The 18,649-nt window shown below is 63.2% G+C and carries 24 protein-coding genes and 1 pseudogene; 11 read left to right on the plus strand and 14 right to left on the minus strand.

What is annotated here, in order from left to right; translation table 11 throughout:
- The first annotated feature begins 98 nt into the window (after positions 1-98).
- Positions 99-494, plus strand: coding sequence for a hypothetical protein (locus ACGYLY_RS10015; RefSeq protein ID WP_395281780.1), 396 nt, complete (start codon positions 99-101; stop codon positions 492-494).
- Here the strand turns inward: ACGYLY_RS10015 and ACGYLY_RS10020 are convergent.
- Complete coding sequence (locus ACGYLY_RS10020; RefSeq protein ID WP_395281779.1) at positions 491-1,000, minus strand: GNAT family N-acetyltransferase; 510 nt, start codon at positions 998-1,000, stop codon at positions 491-493. The two genes, ACGYLY_RS10015 and ACGYLY_RS10020, sit on opposite strands and share 4 nt — an antisense overlap.
- 444 nt (positions 1,001-1,444) lie before the next feature.
- The gene (locus ACGYLY_RS10025; protein WP_395281777.1) at positions 1,445-2,206 is read right to left on the minus strand and encodes a DNA-directed RNA polymerase subunit epsilon; all 762 of its coding nucleotides are present in this window, start codon (positions 2,204-2,206) and stop codon (positions 1,445-1,447) included.
- 128 nt (positions 2,207-2,334) lie between these two features.
- Here ACGYLY_RS10025 and ACGYLY_RS10030 point away from each other — a divergent pair, with 128 nt between their 5' ends.
- The 5 genes from ACGYLY_RS10030 to menE all read left to right on the plus strand — a co-directional run bounded on the left by ACGYLY_RS10030 (position 2,335) and on the right by menE (position 6,693).
- Positions 2,335-2,718 carry a hypothetical protein gene (locus ACGYLY_RS10030; protein WP_395281776.1) on the plus strand — a complete coding sequence of 128 codons (384 nt, stop codon included), beginning with the start codon at positions 2,335-2,337 and terminating at the stop codon, positions 2,716-2,718.
- A 146-nt stretch (positions 2,719-2,864) separates the two neighbouring features.
- A complete protein-coding gene (locus ACGYLY_RS10035) occupies positions 2,865-3,038 on the plus strand; it encodes a hypothetical protein (protein ID WP_395281775.1) in 174 nt (57 codons plus the stop codon).
- Positions 3,039-3,272: 234 nt separating this feature from the next.
- The gene (locus ACGYLY_RS10040) at positions 3,273-4,214 is read left to right on the plus strand and encodes a 1,4-dihydroxy-2-naphthoate polyprenyltransferase (protein ID WP_395281773.1); all 942 of its coding nucleotides are present in this window, start codon (positions 3,273-3,275) and stop codon (positions 4,212-4,214) included.
- Positions 4,211-5,233 (plus strand): mandelate racemase/muconate lactonizing enzyme family protein, encoded by a 1,023-nt coding sequence (locus ACGYLY_RS10045; protein ID WP_395281772.1) that lies wholly within the window; start codon positions 4,211-4,213, stop codon positions 5,231-5,233. Before ACGYLY_RS10040 ends, ACGYLY_RS10045 begins: the two co-directional genes overlap by 4 nt.
- Positions 5,218-6,693: an o-succinylbenzoate--CoA ligase gene (gene menE / locus ACGYLY_RS10050; protein ID WP_395281770.1), complete on the plus strand. Its 1,476-nt coding sequence runs from the start codon at positions 5,218-5,220 to the stop codon at positions 6,691-6,693. The genes ACGYLY_RS10045 and menE overlap by 16 nt, the downstream gene beginning before the upstream one ends.
- Positions 6,694-6,722: 29 nt before the next feature.
- Here the strand turns inward: menE and ACGYLY_RS10055 are convergent, their stop codons facing one another.
- On the minus strand, positions 6,723-7,334 hold the full coding sequence (locus ACGYLY_RS10055) for a CHRD domain-containing protein (RefSeq protein WP_395281769.1): 612 nt from the start codon (positions 7,332-7,334) through the stop codon (positions 6,723-6,725).
- Positions 7,335-7,424: 90 nt separating this feature from the next.
- On the opposite strand from ACGYLY_RS10055, the gene ACGYLY_RS10060 reads away from it, so the two are divergent.
- Together ACGYLY_RS10060 and ACGYLY_RS10065 are read left to right on the plus strand one after the other, a co-directional pair.
- Positions 7,425-8,126 carry an NRDE family protein gene (locus ACGYLY_RS10060; protein WP_395281768.1) on the plus strand — a complete coding sequence of 234 codons (702 nt, stop codon included), beginning with the start codon at positions 7,425-7,427 and terminating at the stop codon, positions 8,124-8,126.
- Positions 8,127-8,151: 25 nt separating this feature from the next.
- Positions 8,152-8,502 (plus strand): MarR family transcriptional regulator, encoded by a 351-nt coding sequence (locus ACGYLY_RS10065; RefSeq protein ID WP_231184349.1) that lies wholly within the window; start codon positions 8,152-8,154, stop codon positions 8,500-8,502.
- Between the two features lie 11 nt (positions 8,503-8,513).
- On the opposite strand, the gene ACGYLY_RS10070 is transcribed toward ACGYLY_RS10065, so the two are convergent.
- From ACGYLY_RS10070 to gatC, 5 genes and pseudogenes are all read right to left on the minus strand, one after another.
- Positions 8,514-9,179, minus strand: a complete 666-nt coding sequence (locus ACGYLY_RS10070) for a bacterio-opsin activator domain-containing protein (RefSeq protein WP_395281767.1) — start codon at positions 9,177-9,179, stop codon at positions 8,514-8,516.
- 90 nt (positions 9,180-9,269) lie between these two features.
- Positions 9,270-9,412: pseudogene (locus ACGYLY_RS10075) on the minus strand (amidase family protein); the annotation flags it as partial.
- An 83-nt stretch (positions 9,413-9,495) separates the two neighbouring features.
- The gene (locus tag ACGYLY_RS10080) at positions 9,496-9,813 is read right to left on the minus strand and encodes a cupin domain-containing protein (RefSeq protein ID WP_395281766.1); all 318 of its coding nucleotides are present in this window, start codon (positions 9,811-9,813) and stop codon (positions 9,496-9,498) included.
- A 213-nt stretch (positions 9,814-10,026) separates the two neighbouring features.
- Complete coding sequence (gene gatA / locus ACGYLY_RS10085) at positions 10,027-11,295, minus strand: Asp-tRNA(Asn)/Glu-tRNA(Gln) amidotransferase subunit GatA (RefSeq protein ID WP_395281765.1); 1,269 nt, start codon at positions 11,293-11,295, stop codon at positions 10,027-10,029.
- Positions 11,292-11,570 (minus strand): Asp-tRNA(Asn)/Glu-tRNA(Gln) amidotransferase subunit GatC, encoded by a 279-nt coding sequence (gatC, locus tag ACGYLY_RS10090; RefSeq protein WP_231184353.1) that lies wholly within the window; start codon positions 11,568-11,570, stop codon positions 11,292-11,294. Before gatC ends, gatA begins: the two co-directional genes overlap by 4 nt.
- A gap of 277 nt (positions 11,571-11,847) precedes the next feature.
- Between gatC and ACGYLY_RS10095 the strand changes: the two genes are divergently transcribed.
- Positions 11,848-12,822 (plus strand): transcription initiation factor IIB family protein, encoded by a 975-nt coding sequence (locus ACGYLY_RS10095; protein ID WP_231184354.1) that lies wholly within the window; start codon positions 11,848-11,850, stop codon positions 12,820-12,822.
- 40 nt (positions 12,823-12,862) lie between these two features.
- Here ACGYLY_RS10095 and ACGYLY_RS10100 read toward each other — a convergent pair whose 3' ends face one another.
- The 3 genes from ACGYLY_RS10100 to thsA form a co-directional block, all read right to left on the minus strand.
- Positions 12,863-13,255, minus strand: coding sequence for a hypothetical protein (locus tag ACGYLY_RS10100; RefSeq protein ID WP_395281763.1), 393 nt, complete (start codon positions 13,253-13,255; stop codon positions 12,863-12,865).
- A gap of 43 nt (positions 13,256-13,298) precedes the next feature.
- A complete protein-coding gene (locus ACGYLY_RS10105) occupies positions 13,299-13,562 on the minus strand; it encodes a hypothetical protein (RefSeq protein WP_231184357.1) in 264 nt (87 codons plus the stop codon).
- Between the two features lie 113 nt (positions 13,563-13,675).
- Positions 13,676-15,238, minus strand: coding sequence for a thermosome subunit alpha (gene thsA, locus ACGYLY_RS10110; RefSeq protein ID WP_395284122.1), 1,563 nt, complete (start codon positions 15,236-15,238; stop codon positions 13,676-13,678).
- Positions 15,239-15,385: 147 nt separating this feature from the next.
- On the opposite strand from thsA, the gene ACGYLY_RS10115 reads away from it, so the two are divergent.
- Positions 15,386-16,210, plus strand: coding sequence for an amidohydrolase family protein (locus ACGYLY_RS10115; protein WP_395281762.1), 825 nt, complete (start codon positions 15,386-15,388; stop codon positions 16,208-16,210).
- 6 nt (positions 16,211-16,216) lie between these two features.
- Here ACGYLY_RS10115 and ACGYLY_RS10120 read toward each other — a convergent pair whose 3' ends face one another.
- Complete coding sequence (locus ACGYLY_RS10120; RefSeq protein WP_395281761.1) at positions 16,217-17,140, minus strand: glycosyltransferase family 2 protein; 924 nt, start codon at positions 17,138-17,140, stop codon at positions 16,217-16,219.
- Positions 17,141-17,194: 54 nt separating this feature from the next.
- Positions 17,195-17,902 carry a class I SAM-dependent methyltransferase gene (locus ACGYLY_RS10125; RefSeq protein WP_231184360.1) on the minus strand — a complete coding sequence of 236 codons (708 nt, stop codon included), beginning with the start codon at positions 17,900-17,902 and terminating at the stop codon, positions 17,195-17,197.
- Positions 17,903-18,012: 110 nt separating this feature from the next.
- Here ACGYLY_RS10125 and ACGYLY_RS10130 point away from each other — a divergent pair, with 110 nt between their 5' ends.
- A complete protein-coding gene (locus tag ACGYLY_RS10130) occupies positions 18,013-18,171 on the plus strand; it encodes a hypothetical protein (protein ID WP_395291140.1) in 159 nt (52 codons plus the stop codon).
- 11 nt (positions 18,172-18,182) lie between these two features.
- On the opposite strand, the gene ACGYLY_RS10135 is transcribed toward ACGYLY_RS10130, so the two are convergent.
- Complete coding sequence (locus ACGYLY_RS10135) at positions 18,183-18,581, minus strand: PPOX class F420-dependent oxidoreductase (RefSeq protein ID WP_395281759.1); 399 nt, start codon at positions 18,579-18,581, stop codon at positions 18,183-18,185.
- Positions 18,582-18,649: the final 68 nt, after the last annotated feature.

Genomic DNA, 18,649 nt, shown 5'->3' on the forward strand with positions numbered 1-18,649 from the left:
GAGCTTCGAAGCGGCGGGAAAGTCGTTCTGCGGAAGGTCAATCGACCGTTTTACCCTACGGAGGCGTTATATTCTTTCGGGGCAACACGAAAACGAGTATGACTGAGACAGTCGACGGGAACAACACCTTGCTACCGGGTATGGCGGCAACGGGCATTTCGGTGTGTCTCGTCGTCGTTGCGATGTGGTTCTGGACCGAGTTCGCGTTCGCGAACCCACCGCTTTCGCTTCCGGTAACGGTCTACTTTCTGGGTGGGATTTTCCTCTTGCAACTCGCGCGGAGCGTCCTCATGGACGATTGGACGCGTCGCGGCGCAGCGCTCGGCGTCGTCGTCGGGGCGCTCGTGATGCTGTTCGGCATGCGGCCGATGGGCTACTGTGCGGACGCGACCGCATCGAACTGCGGCACCTCGTTCGATCCCGTCTTCCCGATTCTCGCCCTCGGATTTCTGCTGACGACCGCACTGCTGTACGTCGATATTCGACGACGCTAGGCCGTCAATAGTTCCTTCGCGTACACGTATCGCTCACAGTCGAAATCGTCGTCCCAGTTCTCTTCGATTCGCTCGAACCCTCGCGATTCGTAGAAACCGATGGCGTCCTCGTTCGGTCCGATGACCGAGAGTCGCAGCCGCGTCACGTTCCGCCGCCGGAGTTCCGCTTCGAACCGGTCAAGCAATCGCGTGCCGACGCTCACTCCCCAGTAGTCGGGGTGTACATAGATTCGGTAGAGGTGAAACCCCGCCTCGCGGTTCTCGTCCGGGATTCCGATGACGAACCCGACCACCGTATCGTCGCGTTCGGCGACGAAGAAGGGCCGTTCGTCGCGGTTCACGTCGGCGACGACGTTTTCGGGTGTGAACCACGAATCGACGGTCTTCTCGACCGTTTCCGTGCCCACGATGTCGTCGTAGGCGGCGTGCCACGAGGAACGTGCGACGCGCTGGACGGCGGCGGCGTCGTCCGCCGTCGTCTCCCGAACAACCACGGTATCGTTCATACGACGGCGGTCGTACTGTCGATACAAAAGTTCGTTCGGAATACTGAAAACGGTTCGTTCTCGCTTTAAGTGATTCTCGCGATAAGGTCAAGATATGGACGGTATGAGGGCGGTTCTCCGATAGTTCTTCCCCGATAGCGATCGCGTTCTCGGTTTGCAGGAGTCCACGATTGGAGAGCGTGGCGGTTCGTGGCAGTTCGCGATTTCGTTTAAGTAGTTCTCGTGACAAGGTAGAGCTATGGACGGTAAGACGGTCGGATTCTTCGGATACCACTCTTCTCCGTAGCCGATGGCTTCTCCCGTACGTCATAGTTCGGCGGGAACCGTGGGAAGCCCTGCTCGCTTTAAGTAGTTCTCGTCACAAGGTGAAGCTACGGACGGTCGGACGACGGTTCTCACGAACGCTTTCATCCACCAGCGGCGGCTATCGTCGGTGGATTCGGATTACGGACTGCTTTGATTCTCTCTGACGGCGTCTCCCCATCGGTCGGTCAAACTCGGTAGATTGGGGTCGCGGTTGGGGTTGCGGCCGTGGACGGCGAATTCCAATTCTCGCTCCTCGATTTGGTCCTTGAGCACCCGCCGAAGCCGATTCAGACTCGTGATGTCGAGGCCGTGTTTCGCCGTGAGTTCGTCGAACCGCTCCTCGTCGGTGAGCGACTGGAACGTCTCGTAGAGCTCCGTCAGCCGTTCGGGCGGTTGCTGGCGAATCCACTCGTCGTCGTGGAGCCCGAGGTGGTGTTCGCGCTCCCTGTCGACCACGTGGCGGATGACGACCAGCGCAACCTTCGGGATGGCCCGTTGGCTTCCGAAGACGGTCAAATCCAACTCACCCATGATTCCGATGACGCAGTCGCGCTGCCACGGCGTCAGCGACAGGTCGTTACAGAGCGCGTGGCTGACCCGGAATTTGTCGAGTTGGTGCATTCGACTGCTGTGGCCCGCCATCGCGGAGTGGCGCTCCTCGTGCAGTCGGCGGATGTTCTCGCTCAAATCCGATTCGGGCGAGTCCGCCCGCCCGATGACCGTCGCGCTCGGCGTGACCGGTCCCCAGCGGCGAACCGACTGGTCCCGTTGCAAGTCGGCCCGTCGAACGGTCCCGTCCCCCGGCCGCCTGCTGAGTTGCGGTGGCGTGTCGTCTCCCCAATCCCGCCCGTCGTCGGACTGCCAGTGAACGACGCGCGAACCGCCGTCAGTTTGACGCATCGCATCCCTCTACTCGGTCGATATAGTTTAAACGTGTGCCTCGGGAGAGAAGGTTGACACGTCCCTCGCAAAGTCCCGGACGTTCTTCCAGTGCAAAGATACTTTTCACGCGGTATTGTAGCATAACTATGAAGAATCGAACGGCCGCGCTCGTCGGTGTCATCCTCGGTTCCCTCCCGGTCGCGGTCCTGTACGCGGACGGCTACTGGGACGTACAGTTGGCGGCGGTCATCTGGGGCGTCTACGCGCTCACTGGATGGCTCATAGGGCGCCGATGGGACGTCTGGAGCGAACGGAGGAACAAATGGGCAGGTCTCCTTCCCATCGTCCTCATCGTTGGGTCGCAGTTCGGCGTGCACATGGACCTCCCCATATCGGAGAAACTAACCATCGCGCTCTGGTTCCTCGTCTTCGGCGTCGGACTCGCGTCGGCGGCAATCGGTGTCGAGATAGCTGGAACGACTGACGGGCAAGCGTCCGAGCGGGATAGCTACGTACCGACCGCCGACTGACGAACGTGTGAGCACGGGACTGTTGGTATACTGCCCGTTGGTCTCGTTGAAACTTTCGATCAGTGATGGCCGATCGTATGTTGAATGCAGAGCGCGTATGCATCGACACAACACCTTTGTTCTGAAACTCTCTCTAGTGAGGAAAGATGGCGACGCCCAGCGGTCGAGTGCTCGGTCTGTTTGCCTTTCTCGCCGTGTTCCATATATTGCTACAGTTGGATTACGGCAACGTAGTTTCGGTACTCGCGCTGGTCGCTTCCTATTCGGTTTTGCTGTGGGGACTGTGGAAACACAAGAACGGCGAGTTATTCGAGGGATAGGACCTCCGCTACCCATCAGGGAGGTTTATGTACAGCGGTAAACCGAGCTGTCGCCGTCGAACCTCAAGTACCGCAGAAGCGACCTCGTACCGTCCATATCTCCACCTTGTGACGAGAGCCACTTAAAGAACTGCCGCGGAAACGAGTTCGATTCCGGACCGATTTGAGAAAACTCCGGCCGACGTTTCGTGAAACCGTAGATGCTATACACCTCTCGCGGGAACAATCCCGATAATGAACGATACGGCCACCGAAATCTCCCGGCGGAAAGCGTGGCTGATGGCGGCCCGTCCACACACGCTCCCGGCCGCCGCCGCGCCGGTCATCGCCGGCGTCGGTCTCGCGCTCCACGAGGGCAAGTTCGCTCCGCTCCCCGCCCTCGCCGCGTTCGTCGGCGCGGCGCTCATCCAGGTCGGAACGAACTTCGCGAACGACTACTACGACGCCGTGAAGGGCGTCGATACCGACGAGCGGACAGGTTTCACCCGTGTCACCCAGTCGGGGCTCATCTCCCCGAGCAAGGTCAAGCAGGCGATGTACGGAACCTTCCTGCTCGCCATCCTCGTCGGCGTCTATCTCGTCTACGTCGGCGGTCTTCCGATCGTCATCATCGGCCTCGCCAGCGTCGTCAGCGGCCTCGCCTACGCGGGCGGACCGTTCCCGCTCGGGTCCAACGGGTTGGGCGATCTGTTCGTCTTCGTCTTCTTCGGCGTCATCGCCGTCATGGGAACGTTCTACGTGCAGGCCGCGGCCCTCCTCTCGGCACCGTTTCCGCTCGGGATTCCGGCGGGCACCGTCACGATGCAGGCGTTCCTCGCGAGCCTTCCGGTCGCGGCGATTTCGACGAACATCCTCGTCGTGAACAACATCCGCGACTTGGAAAACGACAGGAAAGCCGGCAAGCGGACGCTCGCGGTTCTCATCGGCTATCGGGCGAGTCGCGGCGAGTACGTCGGCATGCTCGCGCTCGCCTACCTCGTCCCGGTCTACTTCGTGACCACCCCGGCGTTCGACCTCCCCGTCCTCCTGCCGCTCCTGACGATTCCCTACGCCGCGATGGTCACACGGACGGTGCTCACGAAGACGTCCGGCGAGGCGCTCAACCCCGCCCTCGAACAGACGGGAAAACTGTTGGCCGCCTATTCGGTCTGTTTCGCCCTCGGACTGATGGTATGAAGGTGGAGTTGCACGAGTTTTCGCTTCCGCTGACCTCGCCGCTGGAGACGGCACACGGCGCTATCGAGCACCGAAAGGGGCTCCTCGTCCGGGTCGAGGAGGGTGACGAAGTCGGTATCGGCGAGGCGACGCCGCTTCCGGGATGGACGGAATCGCTGCCCGCTTGCCGTGCGGCCATCGCGCACGTCGACGACCCCGAGTCGGCGCTCTCCAGCCTCGACGCCACTCCGGCGGCCAGACACGGCCTGTCGCTCGCGCTGGCGGACCTCCGCGCGAAACGAGCCGAGCGACCGCTGTACCGCCATCTCGGCGGCCCGGAACAGGTCGAATCCGTCCCGGTGAACGCGACCGTGGGCGACGCTCCTCGGGACGAAACCGTGGCGGCGGTGAACGAGGCGGTCGATGCGGGGTTCGAATGCGTGAAGGTGAAAGTCGGCGGTCGGTCGGTCACGGACGACGTGGCCCGACTTCGGGCGATCCGGGATTCGGTCGGTTCGGACGTGGAACTCCGCGCCGACGCGAACGCGGGATGGTCGCGTGCGCAGGCCCGAGAGGCGTTTCACAGGCTCGACTCGCTTCGAATCGCCTACGTCGAACAGCCGCTTCGCTCGACCGACATCGAGGGACTCGCCGACCTACGCGGCCGCTCGGTCGGCGTCGCGGCGGACGAATCGGTGATCGAAACGCCGGTCGAGACGATTCTGGACGAGGGTGCCGTCGACGTGCTCGTCTGCAAACCGATGGTACTCGGCGGCCCGGACAGGGCCGTCGAGGTCGCCGAGCGCGCCCGTGCTGCGGACGTAACGCCCGTCGTCACGACGACCATCGACGGCGTCGTCGCTCGGACGGCGGCGATTCACGCGGCGGCCGCGATTCCGGACCGCCCCGCCTGCGGGGTCGCCACCGGAACGCTCTTGGCCCGCGACTTGGGACCGGACCGGACGCGACTCGTGGACGGTACGGTCAGCGTCCCGCAGGAACCGGGGAACGGCGTGGCGGACACGTGGGGGACGCCGTGAACGATTGGCTCGCGCATCGGGCCGACGTGTCGCCCGAAGGGATAGCGATCATCGAAGCGACGGACGGGACCGAGTGGACGTACTCGGAACTCGACTCGGCAGTCGAGGAGACCGCCGGAAAACTCGCGGCGTTGGGGCTTCGCGGGGGCGACCACCTCGGGATGCTGATGGAGACGCGGATGGACGGGGTCGTACTCGTTCACGCCGCGATGCGGCTCGGGTGCGTGCTCGTTCCGCTGAACGTCCGTCTCGCCGCTCCGGAACTCCGACGACAGGTGGACGTGACGGACCTCTCGGCGCTCTTCTGTGAAGCCGAGACGGAATCGGTCGCGCACGAAATCGCGGGGGGCGTCCCCGTCGTGTCCGTCGATCCGTCCGAAACGACGCTCGCTGACCGCGACCGGGCGGCGTTCACACCCGCCGATTGGTCGCGCGATGACCCGCAGGTGTTCCTGTTCACGTCGGGGACGACCGGGAATCCGAAAGCCGTCGCGCTCACGATGGGCAACCTGTACGCCAGCGCGACCGCCTCGGCGTTCCGCCTCGGCGTCCTGCCCGACGACCGCTGGCATCTCTGTCTCTCGACGTACCACATGGGCGGGCTGGCTCCCCTCCTGCGCTCCACGCTGTACGGAACGACCGTCGTCCTGCAACGGGGGTTCGACGCCGAGGAGACGCTTCCCTTCCTCCGGGAGTACGAACCGACCGGTATCTCGCTCGTGCCGACGATGCTCCGGCGACTCCTCGATACGGGCGACCTCCCGGACTCGCTTCGGTTCGTCCTCCTCGGGGGTGCGCCCGCCCGCAACGACCTCATCCGGGAGTGTGCGGAGCGCGGCGTTCCGGTCTGTCCCACCTACGGCATGACCGAAACGGCCTCCCAAATCGCCACCGCTACTCCCGGCGAGGCGGCGTCACACGTCGGAACCGTCGGACGCCCCCTGTTGTTCACGGACGTTGCCGTGGTCGACGAGGACGGTTCGCTCGTCCCGACCGGGGAACCGGGCGAACTCGTCGTCTCCGGGGCGACCGTAATGGCGGGCTACTACGGGAATCCCGACGCGACAGAGGAGGCGTTCGGCGAACACGGCTTTCGGACCGGCGACGTGGGGTACCGGGACGAAGGTGGCCGCCTTTGGGTGCTGAATCGGCGCGCGGACCGTATCGTCACGGGCGGTGAGAACGTCCATCCGGGCGAAGTCGTGGACGTGCTTCGCGACCACCCCGACGTGGCGGACGTCGCCGTCGTCGGCGTCGAGGACGAGGAATGGGGCGAGCGAATCGCCGCGCTCGTCGTGCCGGCCCCCGGAAGCACGGTCACGCTCGATTCGGTGCGGCAGTTCTGCGCCGGGCGACTCGCCGGATACAAACACCCGCGGCTCCTCGACACCGTCGCCGAACTGCCGCGAACGGCCTCGGGAACGGTGGACCGCGAGGCGGTTCGTGAGCGATTCCGGTAGCTGAGTACCCTACAACTGCTGTATCTGGACTACGACTGCTGGATCTGAAGGCTCACCGACCGTCCGACGTTCAGTCCGTTTTCGGTACTTACGTTGAGAGTTTGCTTAAACCGCGCCCGTGCGTTCGAGACGGGTGTGAGCTGTCCGCGGATTTCCCCCTCGGGATACTGCTTCGTGTGGACGTTGACGTATGCCTCGCCGGCCTGGATGGCGCTCGCCAGTTCCGAGAGCGGTTGCCCCTGCAACGGTCCGACGAGGTCGTTCGCGCCGAACGTTCCGGACGCGAGGATGCCGTCGAACTGCCCCGAAAACTGCCGTCCCTCGGTCGCGCTCGTACTCGGATAGAGCCAGACGACCGGCGGGCCGCTTTCGCCCTCCGCACCTCGGTGGATGTGCGCTTCCGTGACGTTCTCGAGTTTCGAGACGAGGAGGACGAACCGGACGTTTTCGCCCGCCTGCGTGAACATCGCCACGCCGTTGGCGTTCGTCTTCACCCGTTTCGGCTGGCTCTCGCCCGTCATTTGCCCCGTGCTGAACGACGGACCGCCGCCCATCTGTGCGGTCGTGAGTCCGGTTCCAAGAACGCTCGTTCCGACCCCCAGCGTCGCACCCGTCTTTATCACGTCGCGTCTGTGTGTCATGGTAGAAATCCCCACGGACCGCTCCACGAGAAACCGCATAAGCAGCGGGGCCGACGAAGCCTTTTATCGAGTCCGCGCCAATCGGTAAACGTGTGTACACTCATCGTGGCGTGGCGGGTGTTCGATGACGCGCCCGTCGTCGCCGCCGCGAACCGGGACGAAGCGTTCGGGCGGCCGTCCCGTGGTCCTGGAGTGTTGGACAGGAATCCGACCGTCGTCGCCCCGCAGGACGAGGAGGCGGGCGGTACCTGGGTCGGCTACAACGACCGCGGCCTGTTCGTCGGCGTGACGAACCGCTGGGTCGAACTGGAGGGCGAACGCTCCCGCGGCCTGCTGGTACGCGACGCGCTCTCCCACGACTCCGCAGCGTCCGCCCGCGAGTTCGTCACGAGCGAAGTCGACGAACGGACGTACGCCGGGTTCAACCTCGTGATAGCGGATTTGACGGAAGCGACACTGTTTGAGTGGGACGGAACGCTCGAAACGACGCGGTTCGACCCGGGCGTCCACGTCGTCGTGAACAGGGGGTTCGACGAAGGGGCTCCCAAATCGAAGCGAATTCTATCCCTCGCGGAGGCGGACCCGGACGACCCACCGTCGCTGGCCGATTGGCGGACGGAAACGAAGGACGTCCTTCGAAACCACGACATCGGGGCGTGCGTCCACGGCGACGGGTACGGAACCCGTTCATCGTCCATCGTGACCCTGTTCGCGGACGGGAGCGGGTCCTACGAGTTCGCCGACGGCCCCCCCTGTGAGACGTCGTACGAGAACGTGGAAAGTCACATTTAAACGCCCGCCCGTCCCTGTAGTGAACATGAGCACGGCAACGTCCGAGGAAGACCTCACCGAGGACGAGTATCACGGACTCGAACTCGTTCGCGAGACCGGCGGCATCCACCAGAGCGACTTCTGGAAGCAACTCGATGTCTCCTCGCGGAAAGGAAGCCGAATCGTCGAATCGTTGGAACGGATGGGATTCGTCAAGCGACAGGAAACCGTCTACGAGGGACACAACACCTACTTCATCACGCCCGCCGCGAAGGACCTCGAATTCTCGCTGTTGATGGCCGGCGACATGCTCTCGCCGTTCATCGGGGAGGAGGAGATCGATCCCGAGAGCGACGCCTTCTCGCAGTGGATAATGAACCTCGCGTACGAGGAGTGAAACCCGCGTCGCTATTTCTCTTCGTCCGTCTCCCGGCCGATAATCAGCGTGTTTTTCACGAGGCTTCGATGGCCGCGCCGCAGTCGCTCGGAGACGGCTTGGTGTGACACGTCGAGTTCGCCCGCGAGGTTTTCCGCGGAGGCCTCGCGGGGAATGTCGTAGTAGCCCTTCTGAAACGCCAGGGTCAGCGTGTCCTGTTGGTCGTCGGTGAGGCCGAACCGTCCCTTGCGACCCTGATCCAACTGATAGATGTTGCGGATATCGAGGGAGAGGTCGTTTTCCCGGCAGTAATCGTATGTCTGTGATAGCGCATCTCGGTCGGGAAACAGGATTCGAAGGTGCCAGTGACTGCTGTTGCCGGACGCGGAGAGAACGGTCGCCTCCTCGTCGACGAGGATGTGAACCAGCGTCTGGATGTGGTCCGTCCACTCCATCTGGTATAGCTGTTCGTCCTCCAAATCGGCGAGTAACTGCAAGTTCTCGACGCTGCTGTCGCTTTCCAGTATCGTTTTGGTGTCCTTCGTGCCGCCGCTCGCCCAAACGAACGGCATCACGCGGTCATCCTCGTGGGCGACGACGCGTTCGATTTCGAATTCGAGGTTTTCGTGCTCCGTGAGTGTCTCCCAGAGTGCGAACTCGTCGGCGGGAATCTCGACTTCGACGACGGTGCCTGCCATACGTGTAATCGAACTTCAGGGGAGAAATAACCGTTGGCATCGTCTCCCTACCGGACCGGTTTCAGCGCGCTCCGCGGCCCAAAAACGGAGTTATTCCAGCGCGCTCCCGACTCGAATCACGCGCTTCTCGCCGAACTTCGGACCGATGACCTGCACGCCGACGGGAAGCCTGTCGGTTTCGCCCGCCGGAACCGAAATCGCGGCAGGTTGGCGAGGTTGACCGGGACGGCGTTCGGGGCCGTTCGCGGAGGGAACGAGTCACTACCGTGAGACGAGGCCGCAAGTCGGTTGCTGCCGAGTACCGCATTCAAATCGCTTACAGAAACTCCTCTCGGGGTGGCGAGAACACGTCGATGATCTCCCCGGATTCGATGGTTTCGTAACTGTGCTCGACGCCACCCGGTATCGAATAACTGTCTCCGCCCGTTATCATTTCGTCGTCGTCACCGATGTGGATTCGATACGTACCCGAAATCACGTATCCGCTCTGTTCGCTCTCGTGACTGTGCGGTGGAACGTCATTTCCTTTTCTGAAGTGCATCTTCGTCACCATCGACTCGTCGCCGACCGCGAGCACGTCGAACTGTACGCCTTGAAACTCGTTCGAATCCGCGTCTTCTGCTTTGACAATCATCGGAATCGTACTCGATAATAGGTCGTTTATACTATAATATGGTTTCTAGTTTACCATCCGGTTGATTCTACCGCCGAATAGTGTAGTTCGATAGTGCCGCAGTTGATTGCCTCGTAAAACTGGACACTCGTCAAGCAATTTATAAACGATAGCCCCTGCTCATCGTCCTCCGAACCAGTACGACCGTCGCCCGCAGAAACTCGAAACGGTTCGTTACTCCAGCGCGCTTCCGACTCGAACCACGCGCTTCTCGCCAAACTTCGGCCCGATGAACTGCACGCCGACGGGAAGCCCGTCGGTTTCGCCCGCTGGGACGGAGATTGCGGGCAGGTTGGCGAGGTTGACCGGGACGGTGTTCGCGTCGGCGAGGTACATCTGGAGCGGGTCGTCCAAGCTTTCACCGAGTTCGAACGGCGGCGTGGGCATGGTCGGACTGGCGAGGACGTCCACGTCCTCGAACGCCGAATCGAAGTCCCCCTTGAGCCACGCACGTGCGTCCTGTGCTTTCTTGTAGTACTTGTCGTGGTAGCCCGCCGAGAGGGCATAGGTGCCGAGCAGGATGCGTCGTTTCACCTCGTCGCCGAAGGACTCCTCGCGCGTCTCGGCGAAGGTCTCGTTCCAGTTGCCGTCGTAGCCGCCGGACTCGCCGTACCGAACGCCGTCGTAGCGAGCGAGGTTCGAGGACGCTTCGGACATGGCGATGACGTAGTATGCCTCGACGGCGTGTTCGACCGACGGAAGCGACACTTCGTGAACGGTCGCGCCCTGCGATTCGAGTTCGTCCATGGCGTCCCGGAATCGCTCGACGACGCCGTCGTCCGCGCCCTCGACGAGTTCGGTCGGGACGCCGATGTCGAGTCCGTCCACGTCGCCGTCGGCGGCGCTCGCGTAGTCCGCGTCGGCACCTTCGTCGCGGGTCGTCGCGTCGTGGTCGTCGGGTCCGGCGATGACGTCGAGCAGCCCCGCGGCTTCCTCGACGGTCGGCGCGATGGGACCGATCTGTTCCAGACTGTTCGCGTAGGCGACCAGGCCGTACCGCGAGACGAGTCCGTAGGTGGGCTTGATGCCGACGACGCCACAGAACGCCGCGGGACAGCGAATCGACCCGCCCGTGTCGGTACCGAGCGCGAGCGTGGCCTCACCCGCCGCGACCGCCGCCGCGCTTCCGCCCGAGGAACCTCCGGGTACGCGACCCTCGGCGACGGGGTTCTCCGTCGGACCGAAGGCGGACGTTTCGGTCGTCGTTCCCATGCCGAACTCGTCCATGTTGGTCTTTCCGACGATGGTCGCACCGGCCTCCTTCAGCCGTGAGACGACCGTGGCGTCGTAGGGCGGGACGTACTCCTCCAACATGGCTGACCCGCAGGTCGTTCGGACGCCTTCGGTGCTAATGTTGTCCTTGACGGCGACCGTCGTTCCGGCCAATGGACCGTTATCCGCGCCGTCGATGGTCTCCTCGGTGATGAATATATCGCCGCTCATGAGACGTTCGGTCCCTTGAAGTAGCCGTCTTCGGTCTCCGGTGCGTTTTCCAGCGCGTCGGCTTGGTCGAGGCTGGTCCGTACCTCGTCCTCGCGCATGACGTTCACGAGGTCGGCTTCACGCTCGACCTCGGGCACCTCGTCTAACGTCTCGAAGTAGCCGAGAATATCGGCGAACTGTTCGGCGAATCGCTCGGCCTCCTCGTCGGACACCCCGACGCGGGCCAACCGTGCGACGTACCGAACCTCGTCCGGTCCGGGAGGCGTATCGCTCATGTGTTGACGAACCCTCGGACGAGCGGTAAGGGTTTCGATACTCACCGCCGAATCACCCATAAAGACGGCGAATCTACGAGTAGTGTGCAAAAATCGAATACTGCATTATTATCGATCTCTCGACGATGAATACGCTGTTTTTGGAGACGAGAAAATGCCCGATTTGCCCACTGGAGTTAAGTAGCTATAGGTGCTATAAGATATGTCTATCGATTACTTCCACTCTCCGACTCTCGTAGTACACCATCGACCCTCTGTCTTCTCCTGATAGTACGCCATGACTGATACACGTACCCGACCGACCGAAGAAACGGAAACCACCGGTGAGCGATCCGAAACGCGAGCCGACGAGCAACAGCAGTGCCCCGAATGTGGCGGCCCGCTCGTCACCGACGAGGAGCGCGGTGAGCGGGTGTGTGACGATTGCGGCCTCGTCGTCGAGGAGGACGCCGTGGACCGCGGACCGGAATGGCGCGCCTTCGACGCGAGCGAGCGCGAACAGAAATCCCGCGTCGGTGCGCCGACGACGAACATGATGCACGACAAGGGCCTGTCGACCAACATCGACTGGCGCGACAGGGACGCCTACGGCAACTCGCTCGGGTCCCGCCAGCGCGAGAAGATGCAGCGCCTCCGCAAGTGGAACGAGCGCTTCCGCACCCGCGACAGCAAAGAACGCAACCTCAAGCAGGCGTTGGGCGAAATCGACCGCATGGCGAGTTCGCTCGGCCTGCCGGACACCGTTCGGGAGACTGCGAGCGTCATCTACCGCCGTGCGCTCGACGAGGACCTGCTACCGGGGCGCTCCATCGAAGGCGTCGCGACCGGCGCGCTGTACGCCGCTGCCCGACAGGCGCGGACGCCGCGTAGCTTAGACGAGTTGACGGCAGTGTCGCGCGTCGAGAAGGACGAAATCGCACGCACCTACCGCTACATCGCCCGCGAACTCGGCCTCGAAATCGAACCCGCCGACCCGAAGAGCTACGTTCCGCGTTTCGCCTCCGAACTCGACCTCTCGGACGAGACCGAACGCCGCGCTCGCTCGTTGCTCGACACGGCGACCGAGAAGGGCCTTCACAGCGGCAAATCGCCCGTCGGCCTCGCCGCGGCCGCCGTCTACGCCGCGGCGCTCCTGACCAACGAGAAGGTGACACAGAGCGAGGTCAGCGACGTGGCGAACATCAGCGAGGTCACGATTCGCAACCGCTACCACGAACTCCTCGACGCCGAGGAGGGCACCATCGCGCCGTAAAACAGCGCGAAGATCGAATTATTCTGCTTTTGTATCACCGTTAGCGGCCGTTCCATTGCCGCGACAGCGACGGACCGTAGGCGAAGAAGACGATTCCGGTCCAGAGAACGGCGAAGACGAGCGCGCCGCTCATCGTCGTCGTGGCGTACTTGAAAAACGTGAGGTCGGTCGTCAACGGGTTGTACGTGTCGAGGATGACGTAGAACGCGAAGAGGGTCGGCAGGTTTGCCAGCAGAATCGTGGCCGCGACGGCCAACAGGTCGCCGGTCGTGGCATTCGCTTTCGACGTTCGTGAACGGGTTCCGGTCGCCATACCGGAGGGAAGTTCACCGACCGGAAAAACGGTTTCCGTCTCGTGCCAGGCCGCCCATCTCACCTCACTCGCATCTGCCGTTCGTCCGTCGCCCCGTTTCTCGCCCGTTGCTTCCGTCATTCGTCAGTTCACCTCTCTCGCCCGTTTTTCGTCTGCTGTCAGTTCACGTCACGTTGTTGCTGTCGAAGCGCGACGCGTAGGAGACGAGGGCGAACAACAGGACGAGAACGGTCGTGGTGAGCGCCATTCCGAACAGGGCCATGGAGACGGGACTCATGTCGAACAGCGAGACGCCGAGCAGCGAGAGCGTCTTTCCGCGGTTCTGGCCCGTCGCGCCGACGGTGAGTCCGATGCCGCCAGCGGCGATGACGATGGTTATCGCGGTGGCGAGGAAGACGGGGCGGCTTGAGATAACGCGGTCGCTCATCGCCGGGAATTGTCACCCGGCGGGGTTAGGGTTTGCTACTTCCGCTCGGGGCGAGTCGAAAAGGGTCGAGGCGGACGACGGTAAAAGGAATCGAAAATCGGGAGCGAACGCGCTTACTCGGCGGCGATGACGTCGTCGATGCGGACGATCATCGTCGCGGACTCGGTGGCGCTCTCGACGGCCTCGCGCTTGACGGCGGCGGGGTCGATGACGCCCTCCTCGACGGGGTTCGCGATTTTCCCGGTCTCGCCGGAGGAGATGATGCCCGCGCTTCCCTCTTCGTCGTCGTTCGCTGCGCGGAGGTCCACGAGCGCGTCGATGGGATCCATACCGGTGTTCTCCGCGAGGGTTCGCGGGAGGACTTCGACGGCGTCGGCGAACGCCTCGACGGCGAGTTGCTGGCGGCCTTCGATACCCGCGGCCTCGTCACGGACGCGGCCCGCGATGCTGGTCTCTATCGCGCCAGCGCCGGGGACGACGCTCTCGGTTTCGACGGCGGAGGTGACGACGTCGAGTGCGTCCTCGATTGCGCGCTCCAGTTCGTCGACGACGTGGTCCGTTCCACCGCGGACGAAGACGGTGACGGACTGTGCCTCGGCGGCACCCTCGATGAACACGAGGTCCTCGCCGCCGTACTTCTCGACGCGGATGGAGTCGGCGTGGCCGAGTTCGTCGTCGTCGACGTCGTCCGGCTTGCCCGTGCGCTTGCCGCCCGTGGACTTGGCGATGGCGCTCGTCACGTCGTCGTCGACGTCGTCGAAGGCGAGGATGCCGTGTTCGGCGAGGTACGACGCGGTGCGGTCCTCGATGGAGGAGTGCGAGAAGACGACGTCGACGCCGGCGTCCGCGATGGCGTCGGCGAGTTCGCGGAGTTGGTCGTTTTCCGCGTCCATCGCAGCGGTGAGTTGGTCGACGTTGTCGACGGAGTACTCGGCGTCGATTTCGGTTTCTCGGACGCCGAAGGAGCCGTCGGTGGCGAGGATGGTCGCGTCCTCGACGGAGCGCGGCATGTTATTGTGTGCGGGTTCAGCGTCGGTGACGATACCTTCGATGAGTTCCGTGGCGCTGGAACTCGACCCGGTTTGGGTGAGGACGCGGATCTCGTCGCGGCCGATTCCCTCGTCGCTCTCGACGCCGCGAACCGCGTTGACGACGACTTCGGCGAGGCGTTCGGTCGTGATGTCACCGGTTCCCTTGCCGGTCATGCTGGACTCCGCGACCTGTTTCAGAAGGTCGTCGTCGATGTCGACGTCGAGCGAGAGGTCGTCGACGGCTTCGACGGCGATGTCACGGGCGCGGGCGTAGCCTTCCACGATGGTGGTCGCGTGAACGTCCTGGTCGAGGAGGTTCTCGGCCTTCGCCAGGAGTTCACCGGAGAGCACCGCGGCCGTGGTGGTGCCGTCGCCGACTTCGTCCTCCTGGGTCTGGGAGACTTCGACGATCATCTGCGCGGCGGGGTGCTCGATGTCCATCGAGTCGAGGATCGTGACCCCGTCGTTCGTGATGACCACATCGCCGTCGTCCGAGACGAGCATCTTGTCCATTCCGCGCGGACCGAGTGTGGTCCGTACGGCCTCGCTGACCGCTTTACCGGCGGAGATGTTGGAGGACTGCGCGTCGCGACCCTGCGTTCGCTCCGTCCCCTCGCTGAGGATGAACATCGGTCGGCCGCCCATGCGTCGCTGTCCAAAGCCTGATTCTGACATACGTATAACGAATGATTGATGTTCTATATAAACGTTTCTACACAGTTCGCTGGACGGGACGCCGATACGACCATCGACCGATAGATACATGCCCGACTGTAATCGAGAAAATTTCAGATGTTGGAACTGGAGCATCGGTTTCGAGTGGTGGACGTCCACGCGCGCCTTCCCGTCGAGGAGTCCGTGACGGCGCGTGGACGGGCCATCTCGCCCGACAAACTGGAGCGCGAACTCCACCAAGCGGGCGTCGTCAGCGCGGTCGTGTTTCCCGGCCCGCAGGAGGGAAGCAGCTATCTCCGGGCGAACAACGCCGTCGCCCGGCGAAGCGTGGAACGCCCGTTTTTCGCCTTCGCTCGAATCAACGGCCCGCGCGACCCCGACGGAAGCGCCACGGCGCGACTCAGGAATTTCAGGTCGCGTCGGAAGGAGTGGCACACGTCCTCGGACGACATCGAGCAGTACGCCTACGACGACCGGTTCCACGGATTCAAACTCGACCCGACGTGCGACGGACTGCCCGAAGACGACGTCCTCTCCCAATTAGAGGCGGTGAACCTCCCCGTTCTCGTTCACGCCGGGGAAGGGTTCACCCCCCGAGCGGCCGCCGACGTCCTCCTCGACCGTTCGTTTCCCGTCGTCCTCTCGCACTTCGGCGGATTTCCACTGAACCGCGACCTGATGGCGGACGCCATCGACCTGCTGGATTCGTACGACGACTGCTATCTCGACACCAGTTTCGTCCGCTATCGGGAGCAGATGGAGCGGGCGATAATGGAACACCCCGACCGCGTGCTGTTCGGAAGCGGTGCCCCGAACGCCCACCCGAACGTCGCCGTGATGGAAATCCTCACCCTCGACGTTCCCGAGGACGCCATGCGAAAAGTGTTCACCAACAACCCGTCCCGCGTCGTCGAAGCCCTCGCGCCCGACCACGAGGAGTAGCGGCGGTCACTCGATTTCGGTCTCCACATCGCGCCAGTCGTACCGTTCGACGGCGCGGTCGGCGCGCGAGGAAAGCCCGGCGGGGTTGCGCGCGTCGCTTCGGTCACGAAGTCGCCCGATGAGGCCGTCCTTGGTTCCCCCGGCGATTCCCTTGAGTACCTGTTTGCCACACCCCGCCCAGAGGGACGGTTTCGCGTCGCCCGAAGCCACCTCTCCGCCCGCGGTTCGCGCGTCGCGGACGGCGTCGTGGAAGGTCCGCCTGAACACGGTCAGTCGCGGGCCGTAGTTTTTCACCATGCGATAGGAGAGCGACCGGTATTTGGCACACCAGTCGCGTTCGACGCCCTTCTCGTCGGTGTCGTCACGACGGACAGACACGTCGGACGACCACGCTATCGGTCGCTCCTGTCCCGCGAGACGATGAGCGCAGTCGCGTGCGCCGCCGGTTTCCAAGTTCTCGTCGAAGCCGTCGACCGCTTCGATACTGTGACGCGTGAATGCGACGTTCACGCCGGAAAAGTAAGTTACGTCGCGTCCGGCGATGGTTCGCGTTTCGACCGTCTCCGTCGTCATCCCGGCCCGGACCATTCGGTGGACCGGCCCCGTCACCACGTCCGCGCCATCCGCGATAGCGTCGCGGATACCGTCGAACCACGACGATTCGACGGACACCTCCTCCCCGATGAACGCGATGACCTCGCCGCTGGCCTCGGCGAGTCCCGCGTTCCGCGCGACGTTCAAATTGCGGTCGGAAATCTCAACGAGGGCGCTCACGTCGGAGCGCTCACAGACCATGCCGGAGGTGCCGTCCGTGGAGGGGCCGTTGACCACGACGACTTCGGCATCGGGCGCGTGTCGCCCAAGCGCGTCGAGGGCGTCGCTCAATGGTTCCCGACCGTTGAGCGTTGGGACCACCACGGACAAGTCCATATCCGCTTTTCAGATACCGAGTACGTAAAAGCAATTCGGCACGCGGTCGTCACATCACTCGACGCTCGTGTTCCAATAGGAGACCGACGCGAGTTTGTCGCCGAACATCGAATCGCCGATGGTGGTGTCCATATTCCGGATGCGAGACGCTATCGCGTCCGGAATCTTCCGATAGAATCCGTAGGGAAGAACCCAGTCGTGGTCCGAATCGACCAGCGAAAGACCGGTTTCCCCGAGGAGTTTCTGTACGTCCTCCAACGAGTACAGTCGCGACCCCATCGGCAACAACCAGTTGTAGAGGCTTCGCGTGCTCGGTCCCGCGAACGTGTCGAAGAAGACCTGATTCTTCGACACGCGACACATCTCGCTCAAGAACGAGGCCGGCGTGTTGGCGAGATGGAAAAAGCGCATGGCGAACACGGTGTCGAAGTGGTCGTCGGGGAACGGGAGACGCGCGGCGTCGCCGCGCATGAACTCCAAGTGATCCGCGACACCGGCGTTTCGCGCCTTGTGGCGACCCTGTTGGAGCATCGCGGCCGAAATGTCGAGGCCGACGATGTCCGCACCCCGCTCGGCGAGCATGACGGTAAACCGGCCGGTACCACACGCTATTTCGAGAACGCGTTTGCCGTCGACCGGCCCGATAGCGTCGAGGACGGCTTGCTTCTCGCGGCGGTCGATGAGCCTACCGCCACGGGAGAATCGCTTCTCTTCGTATTCCTCGGCCACCTCCGTAGCCTGATACCACTCCTGTCCCTTCACACTTTCTTCGTCCGAACAACCTCACCCGAGGGATAAAACGGTACTGGATGTGGATAGGGACGGGGCGAACGCCTTTGCGCGTTCGTCGCGTATCCCGTATGGGGTTTCGAATGCCGACTTGTAATCACTGTGAGGGCGATTTCACCGCGAACGACCTCGTTCGCCACGAATACGAACGAATCATCATTGTTCACTGCCCCGACTGCGGCTGCGTTCTCGGCCAGTACAACCGCCACAGCGGGCCGCCGAAAACCGACCGTAGGCGGTAGGAACGTCGACGTTAGCCGCCCGTCACCACGCGGTCGGGGCGGATGCGAACGACGACGCGGGGGCCGCCTTCCTCGCCGAGGTTCGGGTACTTCTCCCGGTCCATGTACCGCTCGGTGAGTTCGTTGATGTGATCCACCGCGCCCTCCTCGGTCACGTCCTCGACTTCGCCGCGAACCGAGACGAACCGATACGGGTCGTCGGGGTCGAGGATGGAGAGGCCGACCTTCGGGTTCCGCCGGACGTTTCGCTCCTTCTGGCGGCCTTTCGCCGTATTGATGAGAAGATGGGTGCCGTCGTAACCGACCCACACAGGCGTCACCTGGGGCGTCCCATCGGGCATGACCGTGGCGAAGTTGGCGAACGCCTTCCGTTCGAATAGGTCCCTGTACTCCTCGGGTATCGGTTCCATGAGCGGTGAACGTCGGGAAGAGTCCTGAACGTTCTTCCCGACCTATCAGGCTACCTAAGTGTGATATT

The sequence above is a fragment of the Haladaptatus sp. CMAA 1909 genome (genome assembly GCF_043952005.1).
In the GTDB taxonomy this organism is placed as follows: Archaea; Halobacteriota; Halobacteria; order Halobacteriales; family Haladaptataceae; genus Haladaptatus.

What these genes read in the sequence shown, in the direction of transcription:
- ACGYLY_RS10115 (WP_395281762.1), top strand. Translation starts at nt 15,386, where the DNA reads ATGTTGGAACTGGAGCATCGGTTTCGAGTGGTGGACGTCCACGCGCGC.
- ACGYLY_RS10040 (WP_395281773.1), top strand. Translation starts at nt 3,273, where the DNA reads ATGAACGATACGGCCACCGAAATCTCCCGGCGGAAAGCGTGGCTGATG.
- ACGYLY_RS10135 (WP_395281759.1), bottom strand. Translation starts at nt 18,581, where the DNA reads ATGGAACCGATACCCGAGGAGTACAGGGACCTATTCGAACGGAAGGCG.
- ACGYLY_RS10095 (WP_231184354.1), top strand. Translation starts at nt 11,848, where the DNA reads ATGACTGATACACGTACCCGACCGACCGAAGAAACGGAAACCACCGGT.
- ACGYLY_RS10065 (WP_231184349.1), top strand. Translation starts at nt 8,152, where the DNA reads ATGAGCACGGCAACGTCCGAGGAAGACCTCACCGAGGACGAGTATCAC.
- ACGYLY_RS10025 (WP_395281777.1), bottom strand. Translation starts at nt 2,206, where the DNA reads ATGCGTCAAACTGACGGCGGTTCGCGCGTCGTTCACTGGCAGTCCGAC.
- ACGYLY_RS10130 (WP_395291140.1), top strand. Translation starts at nt 18,013, where the DNA reads ATGCCGACTTGTAATCACTGTGAGGGCGATTTCACCGCGAACGACCTC.
- ACGYLY_RS10100 (WP_395281763.1), bottom strand. Translation starts at nt 13,255, where the DNA reads ATGACGGAAGCAACGGGCGAGAAACGGGGCGACGGACGAACGGCAGAT.
- ACGYLY_RS10035 (WP_395281775.1), top strand. Translation starts at nt 2,865, where the DNA reads ATGGCGACGCCCAGCGGTCGAGTGCTCGGTCTGTTTGCCTTTCTCGCC.
- ACGYLY_RS10120 (WP_395281761.1), bottom strand. Translation starts at nt 17,140, where the DNA reads ATGGACTTGTCCGTGGTGGTCCCAACGCTCAACGGTCGGGAACCATTG.
- ACGYLY_RS10020 (WP_395281779.1), bottom strand. Translation starts at nt 1,000, where the DNA reads ATGAACGATACCGTGGTTGTTCGGGAGACGACGGCGGACGACGCCGCC.
- gatC (WP_231184353.1), bottom strand. Translation starts at nt 11,570, where the DNA reads ATGAGCGATACGCCTCCCGGACCGGACGAGGTTCGGTACGTCGCACGG.
- ACGYLY_RS10070 (WP_395281767.1), bottom strand. Translation starts at nt 9,179, where the DNA reads ATGGCAGGCACCGTCGTCGAAGTCGAGATTCCCGCCGACGAGTTCGCA.
- ACGYLY_RS10105 (WP_231184357.1), bottom strand. Translation starts at nt 13,562, where the DNA reads ATGAGCGACCGCGTTATCTCAAGCCGCCCCGTCTTCCTCGCCACCGCG.
- ACGYLY_RS10080 (WP_395281766.1), bottom strand. Translation starts at nt 9,813, where the DNA reads ATGATTGTCAAAGCAGAAGACGCGGATTCGAACGAGTTTCAAGGCGTA.
- gatA (WP_395281765.1), bottom strand. Translation starts at nt 11,295, where the DNA reads ATGAGCGGCGATATATTCATCACCGAGGAGACCATCGACGGCGCGGAT.
- ACGYLY_RS10030 (WP_395281776.1), top strand. Translation starts at nt 2,335, where the DNA reads ATGAAGAATCGAACGGCCGCGCTCGTCGGTGTCATCCTCGGTTCCCTC.
- ACGYLY_RS10045 (WP_395281772.1), top strand. Translation starts at nt 4,211, where the DNA reads ATGAAGGTGGAGTTGCACGAGTTTTCGCTTCCGCTGACCTCGCCGCTG.
- ACGYLY_RS10015 (WP_395281780.1), top strand. Translation starts at nt 99, where the DNA reads ATGACTGAGACAGTCGACGGGAACAACACCTTGCTACCGGGTATGGCG.
- ACGYLY_RS10055 (WP_395281769.1), bottom strand. Translation starts at nt 7,334, where the DNA reads ATGACACACAGACGCGACGTGATAAAGACGGGTGCGACGCTGGGGGTC.
- thsA (WP_395284122.1), bottom strand. Translation starts at nt 15,238, where the DNA reads ATGGGCGGCCGACCGATGTTCATCCTCAGCGAGGGGACGGAGCGAACG.